Annotated in this window: 14 protein-coding genes and 1 pseudogene; 8 read left to right on the forward strand and 7 right to left on the reverse strand. The window is 57.3% G+C overall.

What is annotated here, in order from left to right:
- Positions 1-1,079: 1,079 nt before the first annotated feature.
- The 5 genes and pseudogenes from cysC to ACFQEY_RS14545 form a co-directional block, all read right to left on the reverse strand.
- Positions 1,080-1,700 (reverse strand): adenylyl-sulfate kinase, encoded by a 621-nt coding sequence (gene cysC / locus ACFQEY_RS14525; protein WP_379769869.1) that lies wholly within the window; start codon positions 1,698-1,700, stop codon positions 1,080-1,082.
- 2 nt (positions 1,701-1,702) lie between these two features.
- Positions 1,703-2,878 carry a sulfate adenylyltransferase gene (gene sat / locus ACFQEY_RS14530; protein ID WP_379769871.1) on the reverse strand — a complete coding sequence of 392 codons (1,176 nt, stop codon included), beginning with the start codon at positions 2,876-2,878 and terminating at the stop codon, positions 1,703-1,705.
- A gap of 323 nt (positions 2,879-3,201) precedes the next feature.
- The gene (locus ACFQEY_RS14535) at positions 3,202-3,333 is read right to left on the reverse strand and encodes a hypothetical protein (RefSeq protein ID WP_379769873.1); all 132 of its coding nucleotides are present in this window, start codon (positions 3,331-3,333) and stop codon (positions 3,202-3,204) included.
- A gap of 375 nt (positions 3,334-3,708) precedes the next feature.
- Entirely contained in the window at positions 3,709-4,734 is a 1,026-nt protein-coding gene (locus ACFQEY_RS14540; protein ID WP_379769876.1) for an NAD-dependent epimerase/dehydratase family protein, read from the reverse strand.
- Positions 4,731-5,190, reverse strand: a pseudogene (locus ACFQEY_RS14545) (NAD-dependent epimerase/dehydratase family protein); the annotation flags it as partial. The gene ACFQEY_RS14540 and the pseudogene ACFQEY_RS14545, both read right to left, overlap by 4 nt.
- Positions 5,191-5,684: 494 nt before the next feature.
- Here ACFQEY_RS14545 and ACFQEY_RS14550 point away from each other — a divergent pair.
- From ACFQEY_RS14550 to ACFQEY_RS14560, 3 genes are all read left to right on the forward strand, one after another.
- Complete coding sequence (locus ACFQEY_RS14550) at positions 5,685-6,782, forward strand: DUF4330 domain-containing protein (protein WP_379769878.1); 1,098 nt, start codon at positions 5,685-5,687, stop codon at positions 6,780-6,782.
- 256 nt (positions 6,783-7,038) lie between these two features.
- On the forward strand, positions 7,039-7,554 hold the full coding sequence (locus tag ACFQEY_RS14555) for a hypothetical protein (RefSeq protein ID WP_379769880.1): 516 nt from the start codon (positions 7,039-7,041) through the stop codon (positions 7,552-7,554).
- A 114-nt stretch (positions 7,555-7,668) separates the two neighbouring features.
- The gene (locus ACFQEY_RS14560) at positions 7,669-8,496 is read left to right on the forward strand and encodes an undecaprenyl-diphosphate phosphatase (protein WP_379769882.1); all 828 of its coding nucleotides are present in this window, start codon (positions 7,669-7,671) and stop codon (positions 8,494-8,496) included.
- Between the two features lie 156 nt (positions 8,497-8,652).
- Here the strand turns inward: ACFQEY_RS14560 and ACFQEY_RS14565 are convergent, their stop codons facing one another.
- Together ACFQEY_RS14565 and ACFQEY_RS14570 are read right to left on the reverse strand one after the other, a co-directional pair.
- On the reverse strand, positions 8,653-9,099 hold the full coding sequence (locus ACFQEY_RS14565) for a VanZ family protein (RefSeq protein ID WP_379769884.1): 447 nt from the start codon (positions 9,097-9,099) through the stop codon (positions 8,653-8,655).
- An 88-nt stretch (positions 9,100-9,187) separates the two neighbouring features.
- Positions 9,188-9,805 carry a TetR/AcrR family transcriptional regulator gene (locus tag ACFQEY_RS14570; RefSeq protein ID WP_379769886.1) on the reverse strand — a complete coding sequence of 206 codons (618 nt, stop codon included), beginning with the start codon at positions 9,803-9,805 and terminating at the stop codon, positions 9,188-9,190.
- A gap of 517 nt (positions 9,806-10,322) precedes the next feature.
- Between ACFQEY_RS14570 and ACFQEY_RS14575 the strand changes: the two genes are divergently transcribed.
- From ACFQEY_RS14575 to ACFQEY_RS14595, 5 genes are all read left to right on the forward strand, one after another.
- On the forward strand, positions 10,323-11,729 hold the full coding sequence (locus ACFQEY_RS14575; RefSeq protein ID WP_379769889.1) for a COG1361 S-layer family protein: 1,407 nt from the start codon (positions 10,323-10,325) through the stop codon (positions 11,727-11,729).
- Positions 11,730-11,732: 3 nt separating this feature from the next.
- Complete coding sequence (locus ACFQEY_RS14580) at positions 11,733-14,219, forward strand: efflux RND transporter permease subunit (protein WP_379769891.1); 2,487 nt, start codon at positions 11,733-11,735, stop codon at positions 14,217-14,219.
- A 135-nt stretch (positions 14,220-14,354) separates the two neighbouring features.
- Positions 14,355-16,877, forward strand: a complete 2,523-nt coding sequence (locus tag ACFQEY_RS14585; protein ID WP_379769893.1) for a hypothetical protein — start codon at positions 14,355-14,357, stop codon at positions 16,875-16,877.
- Between the two features lie 411 nt (positions 16,878-17,288).
- The gene (locus tag ACFQEY_RS14590; protein ID WP_379769895.1) at positions 17,289-19,688 is read left to right on the forward strand and encodes a BGTF surface domain-containing protein; all 2,400 of its coding nucleotides are present in this window, start codon (positions 17,289-17,291) and stop codon (positions 19,686-19,688) included.
- Positions 19,689-20,102: 414 nt separating this feature from the next.
- Positions 20,103-22,391 carry a BGTF surface domain-containing protein gene (locus ACFQEY_RS14595; protein ID WP_379769897.1) on the forward strand — a complete coding sequence of 763 codons (2,289 nt, stop codon included), beginning with the start codon at positions 20,103-20,105 and terminating at the stop codon, positions 22,389-22,391.
- The last annotated feature ends 485 nt before the right edge of the window (positions 22,392-22,876 follow it).

Here is a 22,876-nt window from a genome sequence, read left to right on the forward strand (position 1 = left end):
CTCTCGAAAAGTAGCCTCGATAAGCCGCCGCTGTCACGTGGTCCTTCGCTTAGCTAAAGACGGATGTATCTTTACTTTTTTCCCCCTCATAATCTTATTTTTGGTTGCTGAAGAACAGGCTCTATCCCCTCACTGTATGTATCACCGGGCAATCATCCTGATTCCACGAACACTGACGTTGTACGTCCCCGACCCATCGTTAGCATCAGCTCGTTACCCGAATTTCCGCAGTCCGTCTGGCAGGTGTGCCGTTCTCTACCGACAAAACAACCGACGTAGCCCCACCTATCTCAACCAAGACTAGATCTGCGAAACGAACAGTCGTATCAGATGAAGTAGGACTTGGACGAACGCGAAGCCGGCGAAGGATTAGATTTCGGGTTGAGATTGAAGATTTCAGTTTCAGATATGCTGTCCATCCATTTTATGACTCCCTCGAACTGGTGGTCAGAGCCTCTCAAACGATCAGTACAGCGTTGAGATTGCGGAAAATACCGTCCGCAAGCTCTAACAGACTACTAACTCGATCCACCTCACTCGCCCAATTAGAGATCTCGCGGTGCGTCGCATCCAGTGTATCCGCAAAAAGTGGAGCGTGACATGCTTCCGCCGCGAAATCCGTTGCCAGTCGGATCACTTACGGTCGTTGGACTGGCGGCAGAGCGTTTTTGAGCCAGCGACGCGACTTACTTAACGACGCAGAAGAGGAGTTTAGTTACATTCAGCTCTTCGGCTTTGCTTCCACCTTCAGAGCGACGCTATCCCGTCGCCTTCTGTGGATTCAACAGACCAGGATTGTCTCAATTATGGTATTTTGCTCTGCTGTTCCGGTAACGACGGCGATACTTCTCCCGGATATGTCCTGGAGAAAGGGAGAGCAGACGACAGTCAAGGACTGGTTTGTAGATCATAATAGCCAGGGCAATAGCATTCTCGTTGCCGTCCAGTAACAACACTCACCGCAGCACCACCTTCCCGCCTATCGGTTTAACACGGTCTCCATCTAAAGATCGTACGATCCCGAAAGCGCATTTTACTTATTATGGTTGTTCGGGTAAGAGACTTCCCATAGTTGAACACTACCCATCGAGGTAACCGAGATTCTTCAGCCGGTCGGTAATCTTCTGTTCTTCCGAGCTAGTTATAGAAATATTGTAGTCGTCATTAAGTTGCTCTTCGAGTAGTCCTCTCGTTTCGAGTTGCGAAAGTACATGGTCGCCACCCTCTTCAACGGATTGTTCTTCAGTATCGACAATGATCTCGGGATTGAGGGGTTCTTGGAATGGGTGGTTGATCCCGGTGAACTTCTCAATATTACCATCACGCGCCTTCTCATAGAGCCCTTTCGGATCACGGTTCTCGGCACTCTTGACAGAACACTTTACGTAGACAAGGATGAAGTCGCCTTCGTCCTCAATGATATCCCGAGCCTGCTCTTGGGAGTCCCGAAACGGCGTTATCATACCGACGATAACCGGGATCTCGTTACGATTGAGTAGTTTGGCGACATAGGCGGTTCGGCGGTTGTTGGTTCGGCGGTCTTCACGTGAGAATCCGAGATCGGGATGGAGATGCTTCCGGATATCATCGCCATCGAGGTTTTCGATCGGATAGTCCATCGCGACGAGACGATCTTCAACCCGGCTTGCGAGTGTCGATTTTCCCGCTGACGGACGACCCATGAACCAGAGCGTAAACATAGTTATTCCTCCACGAATATCTCGTCAAGAGTCAATACAGTTTCGGTTACTTCGGGACGCATCAGTTCTGGTGGTGGCGACTCGTTGTCGGACAACATGTCCCGGAGCTTCGTTCCGCTTGGTTCAAGATGCTGGTCAGAGCTATGCGGACAGATTTTCTCCGAAACAATCCCGTCGCACTTCCGGCAGTAGAATGCATAATGGTAGTACAGCGGTTCAATGCCGATGTTCCCCATCGCGTCGAACAGTTCTTGAGCTTCAAAGTCACCGTAGTAATTTCCGACACCGGCGTGGTCGCGGCCGATAATGAAATGGGTACAGCCGTAGTTCTTCCGAACTATTGAATCGAAGACGGCCTCACGGGGGCCGGCGTACCACATCCGGGACTTGAATATCGACAGGGCGACCGACTCCGTCGGGTAATAATTCTGTATGAGTGATTCATATCCTTCAAGAATCGCGTTATTTCGGTAGTCTCCCGACTTCTTTTCACCTATCTTAGGCTGGATTAGCAACCCGTCAACGTGTTCTAGCGCGGATTTCTGGAGGTATTCGTGTGCACGGTGGGGAACGTTCCGAGTTTGAAAGCCGACGACGGTGTCCCACCCGAGGTTCTTGAATAGAACCCGTGTTTCTCTTGGAGTGAGATCATGGCTCCCATTCCGTGGAAGCGCATCGGAAAACGCCTTGATCGGGCCACCGATCAAGAATGGTTCCTTCGATTGGATAGTCCGAACGCCGGGATGCTCCTCGTCAGTCGTTCCAAAGAGGTTCTGGCAAGTTTCTTCCTCGTTGTACCGGTAGACACTATCGACATTCATAATGCCGACCGGTGTGCTGTCGGGTCCACGGAGACCGATTCGATCTCCCGGTCCCATTTGGTCTGCGAGATCTGTTTCGATATCGAGTATGATGGGAAGCGGCCACGCGGTTCCACTCTCTAGGGTAAGATCGTTGACAACTTTTAGAAAGTCATTTCTAGACATAAACCCACGAAGTGGACTGTAAACACCACGGGCGATGTTGGCAAAATCGAACAGAAGGTTTTGATCAAGCGTGACTGTTATGAGATCCTCAAAGCCGTCTTTGAATTCGGCGCTCCGCTCTGAACTGACTTGGCGGTCAATAAGTTCGTTTCCATGAGGCTGGATCATCTTACAACTCAACTTGATTATCACAGTGGTACAAATCCTGTGATCTGAATATAAATCGGCACACAATATTCGTCATTCTGATTGGCCGTCTGATTAATTTGGGGTGTGATCCCGGAGTGAAGCCTATGCCTTTGCTAAACAAACTGTCTTATCGGGTTATGACGATTACACCAATAGCTCGTACCACTCTTGATTCGCTTGATATTACTTGATAAATACTTCGACGCCCTTCGCGATCGTCTGCGAGGGCTTGTATACAATTATCCAGTCAGAGTAGATTTTATGTTCTTTTCCGCTCGCGTCCCACCGAGAGTAACTTCGAGAAAGAGAGTAGATTTCGTGTGCTTTCACACGGTGTGTTCGGCGATCTCTGTCCGCGCCTCCAAGACGATCGTCGGATCGAGATCGAGTTCGTACTCGTAGTACTGCCCACCGCTCAATCCCTTGTTCTGCTTGTGGCGTCGAAGGAACCACAGCATGTGGGTCAGAGGGGCATCTTGGATACTCTTCAGCGTCGATAGCGGTGAGGCAGCATGCGAATCCGCCACCTGCTCGTACGTTCACTGGATCTCCTTGGATCGCGCCGGGACCTTCCCGCCCGTCTGGAGGTTCGCGATCGCTTCCAGAATATACTGCGCGTGTTCGGTTTGGTCTCGGTTCTTGTTTGCGACCGACCGCGCTATACTTGTTACCGTGCGGTCTCGATGTGCTCGTCCGTGACGGTGCCTCACCATTCTGCTCGGCCAACTCCGCACCGACGCGGAGCAGATCGAGCGCCTTCCGTACTTTTCCCCCGTCTTGGGCGTCTGATGTGGCCGCCTTCGTGATTTGTCGCCGCAAGCGGTAGATCCAATCTACGAATCTATCCGCTCTAGCCCTTCTCGTACCGCACCCGCCACCGACTCCCGCACCTCCCACCCGAGTACGTCCCGAGCACCAGAAATGTCCACGCCGAACTCCTCCACCATCGTCTCCCCACTGCGCGGGTTCTCGACCAACTCAATATCCACCTCGATCCCACGTTCCTCGCGGGCCGCCTCCTGAACGATCTCCGCGACCTCCATCACGCTCATACTCTCGTCGCTCGCGATCTCATAGGTCTCGGTCCCGGTCTCCCCTCTCACAAGTTGCCCCACCAACCGCTCCGCGCTCCGGACGTACGCCCGAGCCACGTCCCGCACGTGGACGAAGTTTCGCGCCTGCGTCCCTGGCTCGTACACGGTCAGCGTCTCACCCGCGAGCGCCCGGTTCACGAAGAAGTTGATCACGGTGGGCTTACCCACCTCGGTCTCCTCGATCTCGTGTTCGCCGTACAGATTCGACTTCAAGAACAGATGCGCCGGAAACGCTCCCTCCGCGAACGACTCGATCGCGCGCTCGCCGAGCAGCTTCGTCCGCCCGTACCAGTTCAGCGGGTCCCGTGGCAGGTCGGCCGTGATAGGGAACGACGCCGGATCCCCCAACACGGCCATGCTGAACGGGAACGCGAGCGCCGCGCCCGTCTTCCGACAGAACCACGCCACGTTGTTCGTCCCCGTCACGTTCACCTCGTAGGCGAGGTTGGCGTTCGACTCGCAGTCGTCCACCCCGCTTATCGCCGCAAGATGACACACCACGTCCGCGCCGGCGAGCGCCTCTTCCAGCCGCCCACGATTTCGTACGTCGACGTGCTGGATTGCCACGTCGCCAACCGCGTCGACCTGCCCGCGATACATGTTGTCGATCGCGACGAGCTCCCACTCCGGATGGGCCGCGTGCAACTCGACGAGGACCCGACTCCCGATATACCCCGCGGCCCCGGAGACCGCGATCGTGGGGGTCACCTCCTCACCGTCCGATTCCACTGTCCCGTCGTCGACCTCACTTCTCTGATCCGTCATGCGGTCACCACCTCGTCATCGTCCCCACACAGTTCGTCCGCAATGTCGCGAACGCCCTCCCGGAGCGTCCACTCCGTCTCGAAGCCGGTCTGGGCCAGCCGGTCGAAGTTCACGTGGTAGGAGGGGCCGGGCTGTTCGTCCTCCAGGTAGGTCACGTCAAGGTCGCGATCCAGTTCCTCGCGGACGACCTCGGCGATCTCGCTGATCCGATAGTTTGCGTCGTTCAACTCGACGTTGTACACCTGCGCGGGCCAGACGTCCGGCTCCAACGCGGCGTGATCGTACGCCCGCGCGGCGTCGCGCACGTGGATGAAACGGCCGCCAGTTCGACCCGTCGCCGTAGACGGTCAGGGGACGGTCGGTCAGCCCGCGGAAGACGAAGTGGTTCACCACGAGGTTGAACCGCACGCCGGGCGACCAGCCGTAGTTCGTGCTCATCCGCAGCGCCGTCCCGTTGATCCCGTACTCGTCAATTGCATCGGTGAACTCGATCGAGTACCCTTCTTCCGGTCGATCTAGGAGAACAGACGACATGAGGGGTGTCCCCCTACTAGCTATACAGAGGAACTGCTCTCGAAGAACAGACGAAACGAGGGATGTCTGAGCACTCCGGCGTGTCGATGCCGGCATTCAGTTGCGACGATTCGTTCAGCCGAAATCCTCAGAGAGGGACGTATCTGAGACAGATGAAACGTACTCTCTCACTCATCAAACGATGAGAGCCATCCTGTCAACGACCCCACCCTACTTCACTCAGTCTAACGACTTCGCTCGCTCCTTGAGGAAGGGGATTCCGCGCTACCACTTCAGTTGAAGAGTCTCACAAGTCCACACATCCTCTCACCTATCCACGAACACCAGCACGTCCGGATCCGAACGCCTTCGAAAGGGGAACCGTTTTACTCCCCGGCCAATACCCACGGGATAATGCGACTCTCGGGTGGTCCCCATTGGAACTAATCGACGACGACGGCAACCTCTTTGGCGTCGTCAATGTTATCGACGCGCTCGTCGTGCTGTTGGTCCTGGCGGTCGGCGTCGCCGGCGTCGCGCTCGTCTTCGGTGGCGATGACGCTGCGCCCGAACCGGAAACCAATACGACGTACGCGACCCTTGATATGGGCACGCAACCCACCTATATCGTCGACGCGATCAATGAGGGTGACACCTACGAACCTGACGGTTCCTCCACGGCCACGATTACGGATGTCCACCTTACCCCACGTGATAACGAAATCGGCGTCACCCTCCGCGTCGCTCTCGACGGTGAACCTGGTGACACGCTCACCTACGCAAACGCCCCACCGCGTCTCGGCCGAACACTCGCCATCGAGACGAACCAATATGAAATAGAGGGCCAGATCCGTGCGGTTGGTGGAAGCGACGCGCTCGCCACCGAGAACCACCGTGTCATCGTTCGAGATACGCTCGACGCCGAAACTGCCTCCGCGGTCACCGCCGGCGACGAGATCCGACTGGCTGATCGGACCGTCGCAACCATCGACGATGTCGCCACCTATACCACGAATAGCTCCGCACAGACCCGCGTGCTTGTCGAGACGACGCTTGCCACGCACAACGAAGATGGGCTGCCCCGTTTCGGGGGCGTTCCCCTCCAACGCGGACAGTCACTCACGCTCCCTGCCGATGAGTACACTATCGACGGAGAGATCGAGCGCACGAGCGGCGAACGTGGACTGAGTGAGACCGAAACACGGACGGTCACGCTTCGCATGCCGGACGTGCGTGAAACCACCGCTGACTCGATTCAGCCAGGAATGACGGACGGCCCGACCGATGACCCCGTTGCAGAACTCACCGACGTTGAGACCGAGCCGTCGCTCATCATCGCCACTGGTGACGACGGGAGCGTCAACGTCGTCGATCACCCGGTCAACCGTGATGTGACGATCACTGCCAAGTTCCAGGTCCGAGACACTGCGACGGGCGTACAGTTCAAAGGCGAGGGGCTCCGTGGCGGCACGACCGTCACCCTGGATCTGGGGTCGAGAATCATCGAGGCCGAGGTGGTGAGCGTCTCGGGATGACCGACGGCGGCCGCTCGATCCACCTCCGTCCTGCGTCCGTTCGACGTCACTTAATAGGAAGGAGTGAACCATGACGACCCCCTCGACGGAGGGGCCTGACACATCCTCTTCTGAGGTGGCGTCAGGAAACGACACACCAGCCTTGCTCGCTGGCTCTCGCGTGGCGTCAACTCTGCAGACCCTGAGCCACCGCGTCAGTTCGTGGATACAGTCCGCGGCGCTCTTTCAGTGGTTCACTGCAGAACCAGATCCTGAAGTGATCGTGATCGACTTGCGGGAGACGTGGACCGTCGGCCCGATCCTGCGCGTACTCGACTGGGTGATTGATCGACTCGTTGATGCCGCGGTCGGCTCCCGCTTCGTCGATGTCGCCCAACGTGGGGTCGCCACGGCGCACGCTGCGCCGATGCGCCTGTCCGGAATCTGCGTCGCGACACTGGGGATCGTCGTCGCCGGTGGTAGTCTCCTCGGTGGCGTCTCGACGACGCGTCTCGCTGTCGGTGTCGGACTTGCTATTGTGGGCCTGATCGGTATGCAAGACGATCGTGACTGGACAACACTTCGAGAGACGCATCCCGTCGAACTCGCCATCGCTGTGTTTGCGCCACCGGAACCCCCGGATGCTACGGATGACGAAGGCAAAATCGGACAGTCGCGTGCCGATCCGAATGAGAGCAGTGAGCCGCGTATCGCTGCTGATGCAGATGAGTCTCTCTCACCGGCTTCAGGTTCGGAGGACTCGGCTAAGGCGTCGGATTCGGACCGTCAGTGATCATGGTGCCTTCTTCGCCGATACCGTCAACCTACACACCGACATCGACGCACTGTTGGCTCGCCCATTGAGAATCGGTATCGCTTAAGTAGTCGTCTCAACCCACATCAGATAGTGCATTCCACGGATCTCACGGTCGCCATCCTCGCGGGGATCGTACAGGGCATCGTCGAGTGGCTCCCCGTGTCCAGTCAGGGGAACCTCGCGTTGGTGCTCACGGCGGTCGGTGTCGAACCCGATGTTGCGCTGCAACTCGCGCTGTTTTTACAGGTGGGGACGACGCTGTCTGCAGCGACGTACTACCGCGACGATCTCCGGACGGCTCTCGCAGCAGTTCCGGGATGGCGCCCACGAGCGGCGTATGAAGGTGAGAACGCGATCGCCTCGTACATCGTGGTCGCCTGTTTGATGACCGGCCTCGTCGGTATCCCGCTCTACATATTCGCCGTCGATCTCGCTGGTCAACTCACTGGCGGCGTCTTCATCGCTGTCATCGGGCTGTTGTTGGTTGCAACCGGGTTCTTGCAACTTGCATCCGAATCCGTGTCGATGGGCGGCCACACAGTTCCGACACTCGGTGATTCGATCCTCGTCGGCGCCGTCCAGGGATTCGCGATCCTCCCGGGAATTTCGCGATCCGGTGTGACCACGAGCGCCTTCCTCTTTCGTAGTTATGAGCCACCGGCCGCGTTTCGACTTTCGTTTCTACTGTCAATTCCAGCCAGTCTCGGCGCGGCGGTACTCACGCTCCTCAGTGCAGGTGGCCTTCCGGGAATCAGTCCCACAGCTGCGTTCGTCGCGCTTGCAGTCAGCGCGGTCGTTGGCTACCTCACAATCGACGTGCTCATGCGAGTTGTCGAACGCGTCCCCTTCTGGGCGGTCTGTTTCGGACTGGGCGGGGTAGCGATCGTCGGGGGCGGGGTTGTGTCGGTTGTGATGTGAGTGGATACAGCCCTCTAGTTCAGCCGCCGCAACCGAACCGATTGCATCGGTAACACAGCCCACGTCGTGAGACGTCGACCCGTCGACGAGTAGTCCGCTTCCGCATCACGGGTAGATCCATCCCAACTGCAGACCGGTATTCGATCTGGGACCGACCTAGCTGATCGGTGGTTCGAGATCGGCCGGCCGTGCTGCTCGATAAAAGCGGGCGTATCGCACGAGCAGCCGCCAGCAGACGACTGCCACGGCCGCGCCAACCGCATTGACACCCATATCCTCGATCGCGAACGTTCGAGATGGAAGTCTCGATTGAAGGAGTTCGATCCCAACGCCATACCCGACGGCACACATCAAGACGAGGACGAACACCTGCCAATCCGACAGCCGGGCGTCATGGAGTGCATACGCGAGCATCACCGCAAGACAGGCGTACGCGAGAAAGTGAAGCCAGTCCGAGTATGGAAACAGCCCGAGCGGTCCCGTCTGAAACGTTCCAGTACCGGGTCCAGTTTGGATCGAGTAATATAGAATGACCCCCGCAACCGCGAGGACGACACCCCACCGGCTGCGCGACGGAATCAGTGGAACCCGTAGTCGGCGCATTCGTACTATTACACACGCTGCTGAGTCCATATGAATTTGGTTACGACAAGTCGAGGAGAAAGCCTCGCACCTCAGCACGGAAAGGATGTCAATTGCCTTCGAAGAGGCCGTCGACGACCGTCTCGATCAACGCGTCTTCGACCCGTTCGTAGGCGGCGTCGGTATCGGCACCCATCGGGGCATTTCGCGAACGGGCAGTAAACACAAGCGAGATGATGAACTGATCGATCAACTCGGGATCTTCATACCGGAACGCCTCAAGTTCAGCCCAGCGCTCTGCGAACGGCAGCTCTGAGTCGCGAGCGCGGGTCGGAATCGACTCCCCGTCAGCCCCTGCCTCGGAGATACGATCCTGCAACGCGCGCAACTCCCCATCAACGATCAGCGAGGAGATGAGTGGGTTCGCCCGCACCTCACTGAGCATGGTCTTTAATAGGACTCGCACCTCCTCACGCGGTGTCTCAACTTGGGTAACAGCGGCGACGATCTGCTCTTCTAACGATTCACGCTCTGCGAGAAGCACCTCGACATACAGCGCCTCTTTGGAATCAAAAAATTGGTAGAACGTGCTCGTGCCGATCCCGACCTCCGTTGTGAGATCGCTGACCCGTGTGCGCTCGAACCCATACTGTGTGAATAACTCTCGCCCGGCGGTGACCAATTGCGACCGAATTCGCTCGCGGTCCTGGTCAGTGAATCGGCTCATACGGGGAGGTACTGCCTGCGGACTGTTAATCGGGGGTGATCCATCGATCACATCTAGAGAATCCAAAAACAAAGAATTTATTCATTCGTGCTTGTGTGAATTACTATGGAGCAGATGTCAGTCGTGGCGGACTCGATGTGTTTTGGCCAACGATACCCACATGGGACGCAGCCGTCGACGGTGACCCAATGAGACGCGAGCGCGGTACCACCCGTGAAGGTTGCTTCGGGAGGGGATCGGTGTGAGACGGTCCTCGTTGTTTTCGGTGTTCGTTGCGGTGTTGATGCTCACGAGTGGGACTGTCGGCGTGGTCGCTGGCATGGCACCCGCAGGTTCGCCCGCTAGTGACACGTCAGCCGCAGATCTCACCGGAACGTCGCCGATGGATTCGGCCACGCAGGCTCAGACGGCGGGAGTTACTCGCGGGTCACCCGATCTCTCCGTGGCGATCAGCCGGCCTGAGGTCACTCCTGGCCGGACCAATGAAGTAACACTTCAAGTTATCAATGACGGTGATATGGATCTCGGCACATCCGAGACGCGCGAGATCGTCACCACCGCACGAAACGTTCGGCTGACGGCCGAGGCCGATGACAGCCCGCTTACAGTTGAGACCGAAACCCAGGCACTCGGCGCTGTGACTGACACAACCCCTCGCGAGGTACCACTTTCAGTGACCGTTCCGAACGACACCGAGCCAGGTAACTACGAACTTGACGTTGAACTGGAGTACTCCTACACGCACCAGCAGTCCGGTGACGTCACCTACGATCGAGAGCGGACTGTGACGGCCGAGGCTGAAGTCGAGGTCACCAATGACGCACGCTTCCGGATCGTTAACGTGACGACTGATTCTCAAATTGATGATCAGGGCATCCTCGAAGCTGAGATCAGAAATGTCGGTGCAACTGGCGCGCGCGATGCGACGGTCACACTCGAATCAATGAGTGCCGGGCTGGGGCTCGGACAGGAGGCCACGGACGCCGCTCGGATCGACTCGATTGCCCCCGGTGAGACTGTGACGGTCCCGTACGACGCCTCGTTTACGTCGACTGCCCCGAACCGACAGTACCCCATCTCTGGACTGGTCTCATTTGAGACGCCGGACGGTATTCCACACGTCGATGAGGGGCTTTCTGCTGGGGTGACGCCACTCAGCGAGCAGACGTTCGCTGTCGACAACACTGAGTCAACCCTACGGGTCGGTGAAGATGGTGACCTCACGGGGACCGTCACAAATGATGGACCGGTTGCAGCGAACAATGTGGTCGTCCAATATGCGGGTGATTCGGACAGTGTTATTCCGATCGAACGATCGACCGCGGTTGGTACGATAGAGTCGGGCGAATCAACCGACTTTACACTCCCACTGTCGATTGGTGGTGAAGCAGAGTCTGGACTTCGATCGCTCGATCTTGCAGTCCAGTATCGGAATGACGACGGTGAAGCTCGCCGCTACTCTGAACTCGCCGTTGACGCTGCAGTTGCCCCAGAACGAGACCGCTTTAGCGTCGCCGTCGAGAACCGAACGATCGACGCGGGCGGCACGCGAACGGTTGCAGTCACAGTCACAAATAACCTTGAGGAGGCTGCAAGCGACGTTGAAGCGCGATTATTCGCTAATGATCCCCTCGAGACGGGTGACACCGACACGGGGTATGTGCAGTCGCTCGGACCGGGTGAGACGACAACAATGACGTTTGAGTTGACCACCACCGGCTCTGCAACTCCCGGGAGTACGTATCCTGTCTCGCTTGACTTCCGGTATGATGACGCAGATGGTGACAGCCAACTGTCGGACACCTACCGGGTTCCAATCGACGTGACTGCGAGCGAGGGGGGTGGACTCCCACTCCCCGTCATCGTTGTCGGGCTGCTCGTGGTTGCAACCGGCGCGCTTGTCATCTATCGGAGGCGGCAGTAGCTGATGTCGGTCGGTGAGCGCATTGAGGTCCGGATACACCGGCTTAATGACACCATCGTCGACAGGCCACGGCAAGTCATCCTCGCGTTTCTTGTGCTTACCGTGGTGTTCGCCGGCGGGATGGGGTTCGTCACCACCGACACTGGTGCCACTGACGCGTTCACCGAAGGCCTTGATGAGCAGGAAGCACTCGATGCGGTGAATCAAGAGTTCGACGATCCGTTTGAACCGGGCAGCGAGTCCACCCAACTGATCCACACCGGCGGGAACGTACTGACAAAAGAGGCGCTCGCCCGTGAACTCCGTCTCTTAGAGGACATCACACGTCGTGATGACCTTCGGGTGGCGTCAGCAAACGGACCGGCCACGGTCGTTGCAACGACAATCGACCCATCGGCGACGACGATTGCTGAGCAGCGACGGACGATCGAAGGCGCTAGTTCGACACAGATCCGACAAACTGTCCGCGAACTCGACGAAGATCCACAGTTTAGCCGGTCGCTGTCGACCGATTTCAATCCAACGAGCGCTAGCGCATCGGCATCGATCACGGTCGTGTCACATGACGTTCCCGCTGGATTTTCAACCTCGAATCTCCAAGCAATTCAAACGTCAATTCAAACGATTACGAACGAGAATCCCGGTGATATTCGAGCGTTTGGCACCGGCGTCACAAACGCTGAAACAGCGAACGTGATCGGTGACTCGCTAACCATCGTGATGCCGGTCGTTGTGCTGTTGTTGTTGCTGTTCTTGGTGGTTGCATATCGAGATCCGATTGATCTCGCTTTGGGACTGCTCTCGCTGTTAATGACCGTTATCTGGACGTTTGGGTTCCTTGGATTCTCTGGGATCCCATTCAGCCAGCAGATGATCTCTGTTCCCGTGTTGTTGCTCGCCGTTGGCGTTGATTTCGGGATTCACATTATCAACCGCTATCGAGAAGAGACCGTCAAAGGCTACAAGGCCGTTGAGGCAATGCGAGAGGCGAACAACCAGTTGATGATCGCCTTCGTCATTGTGACTGTGACGACGGTATTCGGATTTGGTGCAAACGTGATTTCAGATCTTGGGCCAATTCGAGACTTAGGCATCGCCTCGGCAATTGGTATAATTTTCACATTTTTGATCTTTGGGCTGTTCCTGCCAGCGGCGAAACTGGAAGTTGACAAACTCCGCGACGTGTACAATGTTCCTGAATTCAACTCGGCACCGATTTCCTCGAGTGACTCCACGCTTGGGCGGCTCCTGACGTTCCCAGCACAAATCAGCCGATACGCACCGATTGCGTTCATTGTTGTGCTGCTCGTCACCGGAGGGATGGCGACAGCCTACGGCAGCGGTGTTGATACCTCCTTTGAGACGGAAGACTTCCTGCCCCCCGAAGAGCTGCCAGAGTATGTGACTGCGTTGCCAGAGCCGTTCGCTCCCAGCGAGTACACCGTTACAGAAACGATCACTCTCTTGGAAGATCGCTTCTCCACCAACCAAGACCAATCCGTAACGATATACGTCGAAGGGAATTTACAAGAGGACCACGCGTTAGCGGCGCTTGCAGCGCCGAACGAGAACCCACCGGAAGCACTCGCTGTCGGTGATGGTGGCAGTGCCCGCCCGACAAGCATTGTGACAGTGATCCAATCACAGGCTGATAGTGACCCCGAGTTTGCTCAGCTTGTTGCTCGCAACGACGTAAATGGGGACGGAATCCCTGATCGCAACCTCGAACGGATATATGATGTGCTGTTTGCCTCACCGGCTGGTGACCGCGCTGAACAGTACCTCACCCCGGATCGGCGAAACGCAAAAGTTGAGTACGCAATTGATGCCAGTGCTTCACAAGGTGACGCAGCCGCTGACGCCCGGCAGTTCACTGAGGACTTTCGGCTGGAAGCCACAGCAACCGGACAGCTTGTCGTGTTCGATGCCGTGACAGATATCATCTTCAACTCAGCGATCCAAGGATTGATCCTTGCAATGGGATTGACGGGGCTGTTCCTCGTCATCTCATACGGGATTTTGGAAGGGAAGCCACTGCTCGGGATTGTGAATCTCTTCCCCATCCTCATTGCCATCGCGTTCTTGCTCGGGACCATGCGATTCCTCGGGCTATCATTGAACGCGCTGACTGCGACGATTCTCTCGATATCGATCGGGCTTGGAATAGCCTACTCCGTCCACGCAACACATCGGTTTGTCGACGAATATACTGACAATGGGGATGCCTACGAGTCGATATTAATCACGTTCTCAGGGACGGGTGGTGCCCTGCTCGGAAGTATGCTTACCACGTCGCTTGGCACTGGTGCGCTTGCACTCGCTATCACTCCGGTTCTTGGGGACTTTGGACTCCTGATGGCGCTGAGTGTGCTGTATTCATTTATCTTCACGATTGTGGCACTCCCCCCGGCAGTACTGTTGTGGGAGCGGTATCACGGTGTCTGGTCGAGCGCCGACTTATCGGTGATTAGACAATCTCTTTCGAAGTGAATCGGACTGCCATCGGTTCGGAATGTGGGACGCTGTGGACCCAGTGGCTGGGACAGTGTCGTGGAGCCGGTTTCGAGGTAAACCAGTTCGCATCGAACGAAAACGCTAATCGGGGTCGGCCACAGTTGCAACCTAATGCCCTCGCCCGAGGAGACGACTGCGGTTGCACGCGAGTTCCTTGCGGACCATCCAGAGACCGAAGACGCGCTCGTGGCACTCCTTGCACTCGACGCCGACGGTGAGCCCTGGACGTTCGCGGAGACTGACCTCGATTCCGGTCGCTTTGGTGAGCTCGTCTCCCGCGATCTCGCGACCGCTGTCGAGAATGGGTATCGCCTCCAGCATCCGGACGCAATTCGCGCTGCTCTCGACACGTCCGATACTGATCTGTCCGGAGAATCCACTCCCAACGACGACGCCACTCCCAGTGACACCGGGTCCACTACCCGAACCCTCCCAGAGTTCAGCGTCGATCTGACTGGTATCGATCTGCAAAGAACTCTCGCACTTGTCGGGGCACTCTTCGCTGTCGTTGCGGCGCGGCTTGTCGGCGCGCCCGCGATCCTCCGGGATGGATACGTGGTCTCTCCCGGCAACGACACATACTTTTTCCGCTACTGGCAGGAACGACTGGCCGCCCGCGCTGATGGCGTCCTCGATGTCGCGCTGTTCGCCGATATGGGCGGGGCCGCGAGCACGCGCCCGCTTGCACACGCTATCAACTGGTGGGTGACCGTCTTCGTTGGTGGCGTCGACGCCGCCCCAGCCGTCGCGGCGTGGCTACCGATTGTGACTGCCGTCTGTCTTGGCTACGTCGTCTACCGCCTTACTCACCTCCTCACCGAAGATGTTCGCGTTGCACTCGCGGCAGTGCTGTTCTACGGGCTCGCGCCTACGAACGTCGTGTACACGACCGTCGGCTTTCTCGATCATCAAGCACATCAGTACCTTTGGCTCGGTTTGCTCGTCTTTACGTTGACCGTACTTGCGACAGACGTCGCCCGTCGAGCCCGCGAGACAGACCCCGCCACGGCTGCCCGCGCTCACGCGCGCGCTCCAAGAAATTGGATTGTCGCAGCGGGACTGGCAGCCGCTGTCGCCGCCTCTGCACACCTGTGGGGTGGATCCCCGCTCACATTTGTTCCTGTTGCCGCTGTGGCCGGGTTCCGCGTCGCACTCGACATTAGGCATGACGGGTCACCCGCGTTTGGGAATGCCCCCCTGCTGGTGGGTCTGAGTGTCGGCGCCGGCCTCGCACTGGCTCTGCACCGTTGGCTCGGCTGGCACGAAGCGATTGCGGCAGCCACACCGCTGCTCGTCACGGTTGGGGCGATCACTGTCGTTGTCGCCGGTGAACTGTGGCGGCAGACTGACCTTCCAGCGACGGGGTTTGTCGTCGTGGAGGCGATCGTCGCCGTGGGGGGCCTCCTCGCGTATTGGCGACTCAGGCCGGCTGAGATCGAACGCTTCCGAACACGCGCCGGCGATCTGTTCTTCCGTGAGGGGGCCACTGAGACAGCGTCGCTGTTTAGCCCCGATTTTGCGGTTGTGCTGGGTCCACTGTTCCAACTTGGGCTCGGATTTTACTTCGGTATCGCCGTGCTGGCGGTTGTCACGTGGGCTGTCACCCGTCGATACGAACCCGGGTGGCTCGTGCTCGTCTGTTTTGCATGGTACTACATGCTGCTCGCGGCGATGCAGGTTCGGTTCGCCGGTCAGTTAGCGATCTTTATTGCTCCCTTCGCAGGAATTGGATTGGTCTACCTGCTTGCCGCGATCGATATTGCCCGTCCAGTCAATCTACTCAGTTCTACAAGTGAGAGTCATGAGACGGGTCCTACCCGACAATCCGCACGGTTCGGGAGCAACAGTGAAGCCGAGGAGAATCCCTCTCTTCTCAATCGCGGCGATGACCCCAATGCGTCATCTGGTATCTCTACCTTCCAGATCCCGAGTGGGGTCCGCATGCGTGGCTACCTTGTTACCACGGTGGTGCTCGTCCTCTTGTTTAATCTCATTCTCGTACCGCCGCTCGTTGGCCAGACGACCCACGATCGGGCGCAGTTCGATGCCGCACAGACCATCGACGTGCACGCCGACGCAACTGAGCGCGACTATCCGCAAAACTTCGTTTTGAGTCAATGGGGCGATAACCGGATGTACAACTACTTCGTGAACGGTGAGTCACAAAATTACGGGTATGCCCAGAATAACCATGAACAATTCCTTGCTTCCGAGAACCCTGACTCACAGTACGATAGAATGCAAGATCGGGTCGGGTACGTCGTAATCACGGATCGGGAGAATGCGCCCACCACGAACACCACTTACGGAGCGCTCCACGAGGGACTCGGTCTCGGTGCCAACGACACGGCTCCCACCGGTCATTACCAGTTGCTCGCGGCCGACGACGGTGTTCGGACCTTTGCGGTCGTTCCCGGTGCGACGGTGCGTGTGAATGGGACGGACGGCGAGCGCGTGTCTGCCAGCACGACGGTGTCGATTGCCGATGAGACGTACGAGTACACTCGGAATACCACGATTACCAACGAGACGGCGACGATCCGTGTCGCACATCCCGGAGAGTATACTGTCGGAAACCAGACGGTCACCGTCACCGATGACGACATTCTCATGGGCAATCAACCTGCTCTGTAACTCGCACGAGAATGTGCAAATGACGCCTCAATGCATGGAATAATCTCTCGGTATACGAAACGGTGCCTCGATTCACACTCTTGCAACAGTGTGTATTGCTGATCTGCCCTCAATGCTGATCTCATGTCTGTTGTGGCCGCGAGTTTTGTGCTCACGTGCTATGAATTGAAAACAGCCGTCTCACACTCTGAAACCCTCATGAGACACATTCGCACACACGATCGGTCGACACAAAGTACTTATACTGACCGCCATAACAATCGCTCGCAGCCCCTACCCCACAATGCGACACGAAGGCAAGTAATCCGCGTCAAGTCCGGCCGCACCATATCGTATGAGTAGGCTACTGACGAACGGACGTCTAAGACACGGACAAAGCAGACTGTCGCGACGCAGAACACAACGACAACAATGACAAACGAAAATACAACACGAAAGAAGGCTAATGCAGTCTTCTTTGCAGCGATTATGGTCGTCTCCATGGTTGCTGTTGGCTTTGCAGCCGCACCCGTGGCTGCATCCAGTCACAACCAGGGACAGGTGCATTATACGGTCGGCGATCAAATAGACCCAGGTGTCGTTTACCAGGGTCAGGAAGTCACCGCCAATGGGAGCGAGATAAATAATGGCGATTCGTACACCCTGCGCTCGGTTGACTCATACAGTGATACAGACAATCGCATCACCTCCAGCACGTTCGAAGGAGAGTACGATGCTGATAGTGGTGAAATCGAGATTGACACGAGTAATCTCGAGTCGAATGATTACTTCCTCCGTGGCGCGAATATCGCGGAGTACCAGAATAACACATTCGAGCTGACTGTTCAGGATCTCTCCGCTGAGTGGGAGGAGGACTCCTACGATACCGGTGAGGAAGCAGCTGAACTCAACACTGAATCACAGCGGAACAACTACAACGTCAACATCAGCGCTGAGGGTCTCGACTACGAGGACCTCGATGCTATCTTCGGTGACAACACGGCAGGCAGTGTCGCCTACGATCAGAATAGCGATGATGACGAGATTATCGTTGAGGCTTACCGAGACGACCACATCGACGCTAACTTCAGTGCAGCGGATATCGATGCAGGTGAATACGAATTCGAGCTCGAGGCCTACGATACTGAAGCGTCAGACACCGCTTCCGTGACAATCGAAGAAGAAGACACGGACGCGAGCTTCTCTGACTCCGTCATCACCGATGCGGCCGGTGACGTCGTGAACGTGAGTGTCGAACTCGAGGACTCCGACAGCACCTTCGTCAGCATCGGTGGCGAGGATGTCGGCTTCTTCGATGTTGTCCACGTTGAAGACGACGACGATGACGACGAAGTTACGTTCCAGGTCAACACGCGTACGCTCGGTACGAACAACTCCAGTGACGCGTACTACTCGGAAGATGACCTCGTCGAAACCAACGCGTCCAGTGAGGGCGCTACGTTCTCGAGCGAAGACGGTGACAACGATCTTAGTAACGTGTCCCACTTCCGTACGAGCGGAAATGGACTCGGCCAGAGTGAGCTGGCGCGACCGGCTCAGGCTGGCGAGTACGACCTGATCGCAAGCGGCAACGGCGCGTACACCGTCGACAGTGACGGTGACCTCGTCGTCGAAGACGAGCTCGACATCTCGACGCTCGACCTCGTTGAGCCGACCATCAACGGCGTCACGACGCACACAGCTCCGTCTGACAACACTGATGCGTCTGACGACGTCAGCGAACTGCTCGAAGACGTTACGGAGAGCGAAGACATCGCTCTGGACGACCGTCTGGTCATCCAGGTCGAAGCTGACGGTATCGAAGGTGACATCGCCGAGCGGTCTAGCAGCACAAACCTGAACGAGCTCAACGAGGGTGTCGACGGTTCGAACCTCGCTGATCTTGTTGACGACGGCAATTACCAGGGCGTTAATTTCAACGTCGAAGCAACGTCGGCGACTGCGAACCAGGACCCGAACGAGCTCGACTTGTCCGAGACCACCGTCTACTTCGCTGACGGTCAGTTCTTCGTTGTCGCCGACACGAGCGACGATGCAGCGTTTGACGACTCGGTGTCGGACGGTGACTCCTTCGACGTCACGTACGAGTACGTAACCGACGAGGACAACCGCTACAGCTTCGATACGGACAACACTCCCAACTGGGATGACCATGCTGGTGACGACACGTTCCCGTACTTCGCGGCTGGTGACGAAGCGTCCGCAGAAGCGAGCTTCACGCTAGAGGACGCCGAAGCGACCTTCGACAACGAGAACGCTGACGACCAGATCGAAGTCGCTGTCAATGAGGAAGCGTCCATCACTGGCACGACGAACGTCGCCCCGGGTACGGAGATCAGCGTCCGCCTGCGCTCGGCTACGGGTGTCTCCCCGCAGTTCATCCTGACGGATGACGACGCGGAGATCTCCGAGGACGGCACATTCGAAGCAACTCTCGACACGACCGAAGGTGAGGTCGACAACGAAGGGACGCTCCGCTTCCGCGTCGGCAGCTCCAACATCGAAGAGATTGACGCCCTCCTCGTCGAATCCGTCGACGATGGCGAAGACGGTGAGGATGGCGAAGACGGTGAAGATGGTGAAGACGGTGAAGACGGTGAAGATGGTGAAGATGGTGAAGATGGTGAAGACGGCACCGACGACGGTGAAGACGGCGAAGACGGCACCGACGACGGCACCGACGGAACCGACGACGGTGAGGATGGAGACGACGGTGACGACACCGACGACTCCACGCCCGGCTTCGGCGCACTCGTCGCGCTCGTTGCCCTCATCGCGGCTGCGCTCCTCGCTACGCGGCGTAACGAGTAACGCAGCAGCGACGTCTCACATGTTGTAACTACCGGCCCTCGCAGGCCGATTCACACGCGGTTTTTCTTTATTGGACTACGCGCCCAGCGGCAGCGCTTCATCGAGATGTCGGTTCTCTCACGACGGTGAGCGTGTACCCGTTGTTTCTACACTCTGTCATCGATATCCTATGACACTCCGTGACAGATCTAAAACAACGGTATTTGGCTCTGAAGGGGACGTTTAGTGGGTATAATCACGATCTGTGTCTTCACAAAGTATTTATCAGATCCGGTGTATTTTCTACGTACAGTTCCCTATCCAACGAGAACGCACCCGACGCAATACAAACTACAACACCAGACAATGACAACCGACAATACAACCCGGAAGAAGGTCGGTGCGGTCTTCTTCAGCGTAGTCATGGTTCTTTCTATGGCTACGGTCGGCTTTGCCGGCTTTGCCGGCTCCACAGCCGCTCAAACGAGTAACCCCACTGATGTCGACTTCGTAGTCGATGGACAAACGAACCCGAGTATCGTGTATCAGGGCCAGGATATCACCGCGATAGACATCCAAGCCGACACGGAGTACGTGCTCCGTTCGGTAGACGAGTACGATGGTGATACCATCTCGAGTAGTGCGTTCGAAGGGGAGTACGAAACGGATGCCGACGGTAATCTCACGATCGACACGAGTGGTCTTGAACCTGGAGACTACTTCCTTCGTGGACCCGACCTAGACGAAACACGGGATAACACCTTTGAGCTGACTGTTCAGGAGATCAGCATCGATTGGGAAGCGGCGACCTACGACACCGGTGAAGACGCAGCCGAGCTCAACGTGGAGTCCCGCCGGAACAGCTACAACCTGAACGTCAGTGCTGACGGCCTCGACTACGACGACCTCGAGGCGCTGTTCGGTGGGAACAGTAACAACGACCCCGTCAACGGCGTCGCTCAGGACGCTGCGAGTGATGACGACGAGATCATCGTTCGCGGCTTCCGGGAAGACGCGCTGATCGCCGACTTCAGCAATACGGACATCGATACAGGCGACTACGAGTTCACGGCTGAAGTGACCGATACGGACGCCGAGGACACCGCTTCGGTGACCATCGAGGAGGAAGACGTTAGCGCGGACTTCTCCGAGTCCATCACCACCGATGCGGCCGGTGACATCGTCGAAATCACTGTCGAATTTGACGACTCCGACAGTACATTCGTCTCCATCGGTGGAAACAACGACGGATTTTTCGACGCAGTATACGTCGAGGACGACGACGATGACGGTGAGGCAACCTTCCAGATAAACACGCGGACGCTCGGAACCGATGAAGCTGAGAATGCGTACTCTTCGGCCGACGATATCATCGAAACTGACGTCGTCAGCGAGGGCGCATCGTTCGAGAACGAAGACGGTGACACGTTCACCGACGCCCATGACTTCCGCACGAGTTCCAACGGGCTCGATCAAGGTGAGTTGGTGCGGCCGATCCAACCCACCGAGTACGATCTGATAGCGAGTGATGGTGAGTTTATCGCTGATGACGACGGCGACCTCATCGTTGCGAACGAACGAGACCTTGCGACGCTCGAGCTAGTCGAGCCGACGATCGAGGGCGTGACGACCCACATGGCTCCGGCCGGCAGCACGGATGACGCTGACGACGTTGAGGAGCTTCTCGAGGAAATCACTGCGAGCGAAGACATCGCCCTAGGCGACCGCATGGTCATCCAAGTCGAAGCCGACGGTATCGAGGGCTTTGTCGCCCAAGAGAGCGGAACGAACCCCTACGACCTCCACGAGGGAATCGACGGCGCTGTCCTCAACGAACTCATTGACGATGCCAATGGACAGGGTGTGAATTTCGATATCGAGGCCACGTCGGCGACTGCGAACCAGGATCCGGCCGAGCTCGACCTCTCGGAGACGACCGTCTACTTCGCTGACGATCAGTTCTTCGTTGTTGCCGACACGAGTGACGGTGACACGTTTGACCAGTCCGTTTCCGACGGTAACAGCTTTGATGTCACCTACGAGTACGAAACCGACGACGACGAGCGCTACAGCTTCGATGGTACCTCGCCGCCGACGTGGGACAGCAACGACAACGCGGACTCGTTCCCGTACTTCGCAGCTGGAGACAGCGCCACAGAGGAGGCTAGCTTTACCATGGAGGATCGCGAAGCGTCCTTCGACAATGAGAATTCCGATGGCTTCGTCGAAATTGCAGTTGACGAGGAAGCGTCGGTCACGGGCACAACGAATGTTGCCCCGGGTACGGACCTCAGCGTCCGCCTGCGCTCGGCATCGAGTGTCTCCCCGCAGTTCATTCTCATTGATAACGACGCAGAGATCGCCGAGGATGGGACATTCAGCGCATCTCTTGACACGACCGAAGGTGAAATCGGAAACGAGGGGACGCTCCGCTTCCGCGTCGGCAGCACTAACGTCGAGGAGGTAGACGCCCTCCTCGTCGAATCCGTTGACGATGGCGAAGACGGTGAAGACGGCTCCGACGACGGTGAAGACGGCGAAGACGGCACCGATGACGGCGAAGACGGCGAAGACGGCACCGATGACGGTGAAGACGGCTCCGACGACGGTGATGATGGAGACGACGGTGACGACACCGACGACTCCACGCCCGGCTTCGGCGCACTCGTCGCGTTCGTCGCCCTCATCGCGGCTGCGCTCCTCGCTACGCGGCGTACCGAGTAACGCAGCAGCGACACCCCACACTTGCTAACCATCTGCCCACGCAGGCCAACCCACACGCGGTATTTCTTTATCATACTGCACTAGACAGCGACGAGCGATAGTATCCGGTAGATCACATCCTGCGTGAGAAAGATTGGCCCGAACACCGAACGCCACAACACAGATAACGCGTTCGGGAGAGCGTAGTACTCTGAGAGCACGTTCAAATCGCCACGTATCTGGTCACAAGACCATTGAACCATCCCGAGAACGAATATACCGTATGTTCAGTGGCAGCTCAGAGTAGTTGTCTGGTATCGAAACGCAGTCATACAAGTATAGACACCGAAACGATTAGAACGATCGAGACCGTATTCACAGCTGGATACCCCGCACGCGACTAAGCACCAGTGGTAGGGGACCCTCGCTTGGTCGTTTGCGGGTGCTTTTCCACGGCATCAACTGTATCGCCACCCACGAAGCTACGTCTTGCTCAGCGAGCGGTA

This window comes from Halorubrum trueperi (assembly GCF_042662525.1).
Lineage (GTDB): Archaea > Halobacteriota > Halobacteria > Halobacteriales > Haloferacaceae > Halorubrum > Halorubrum trueperi.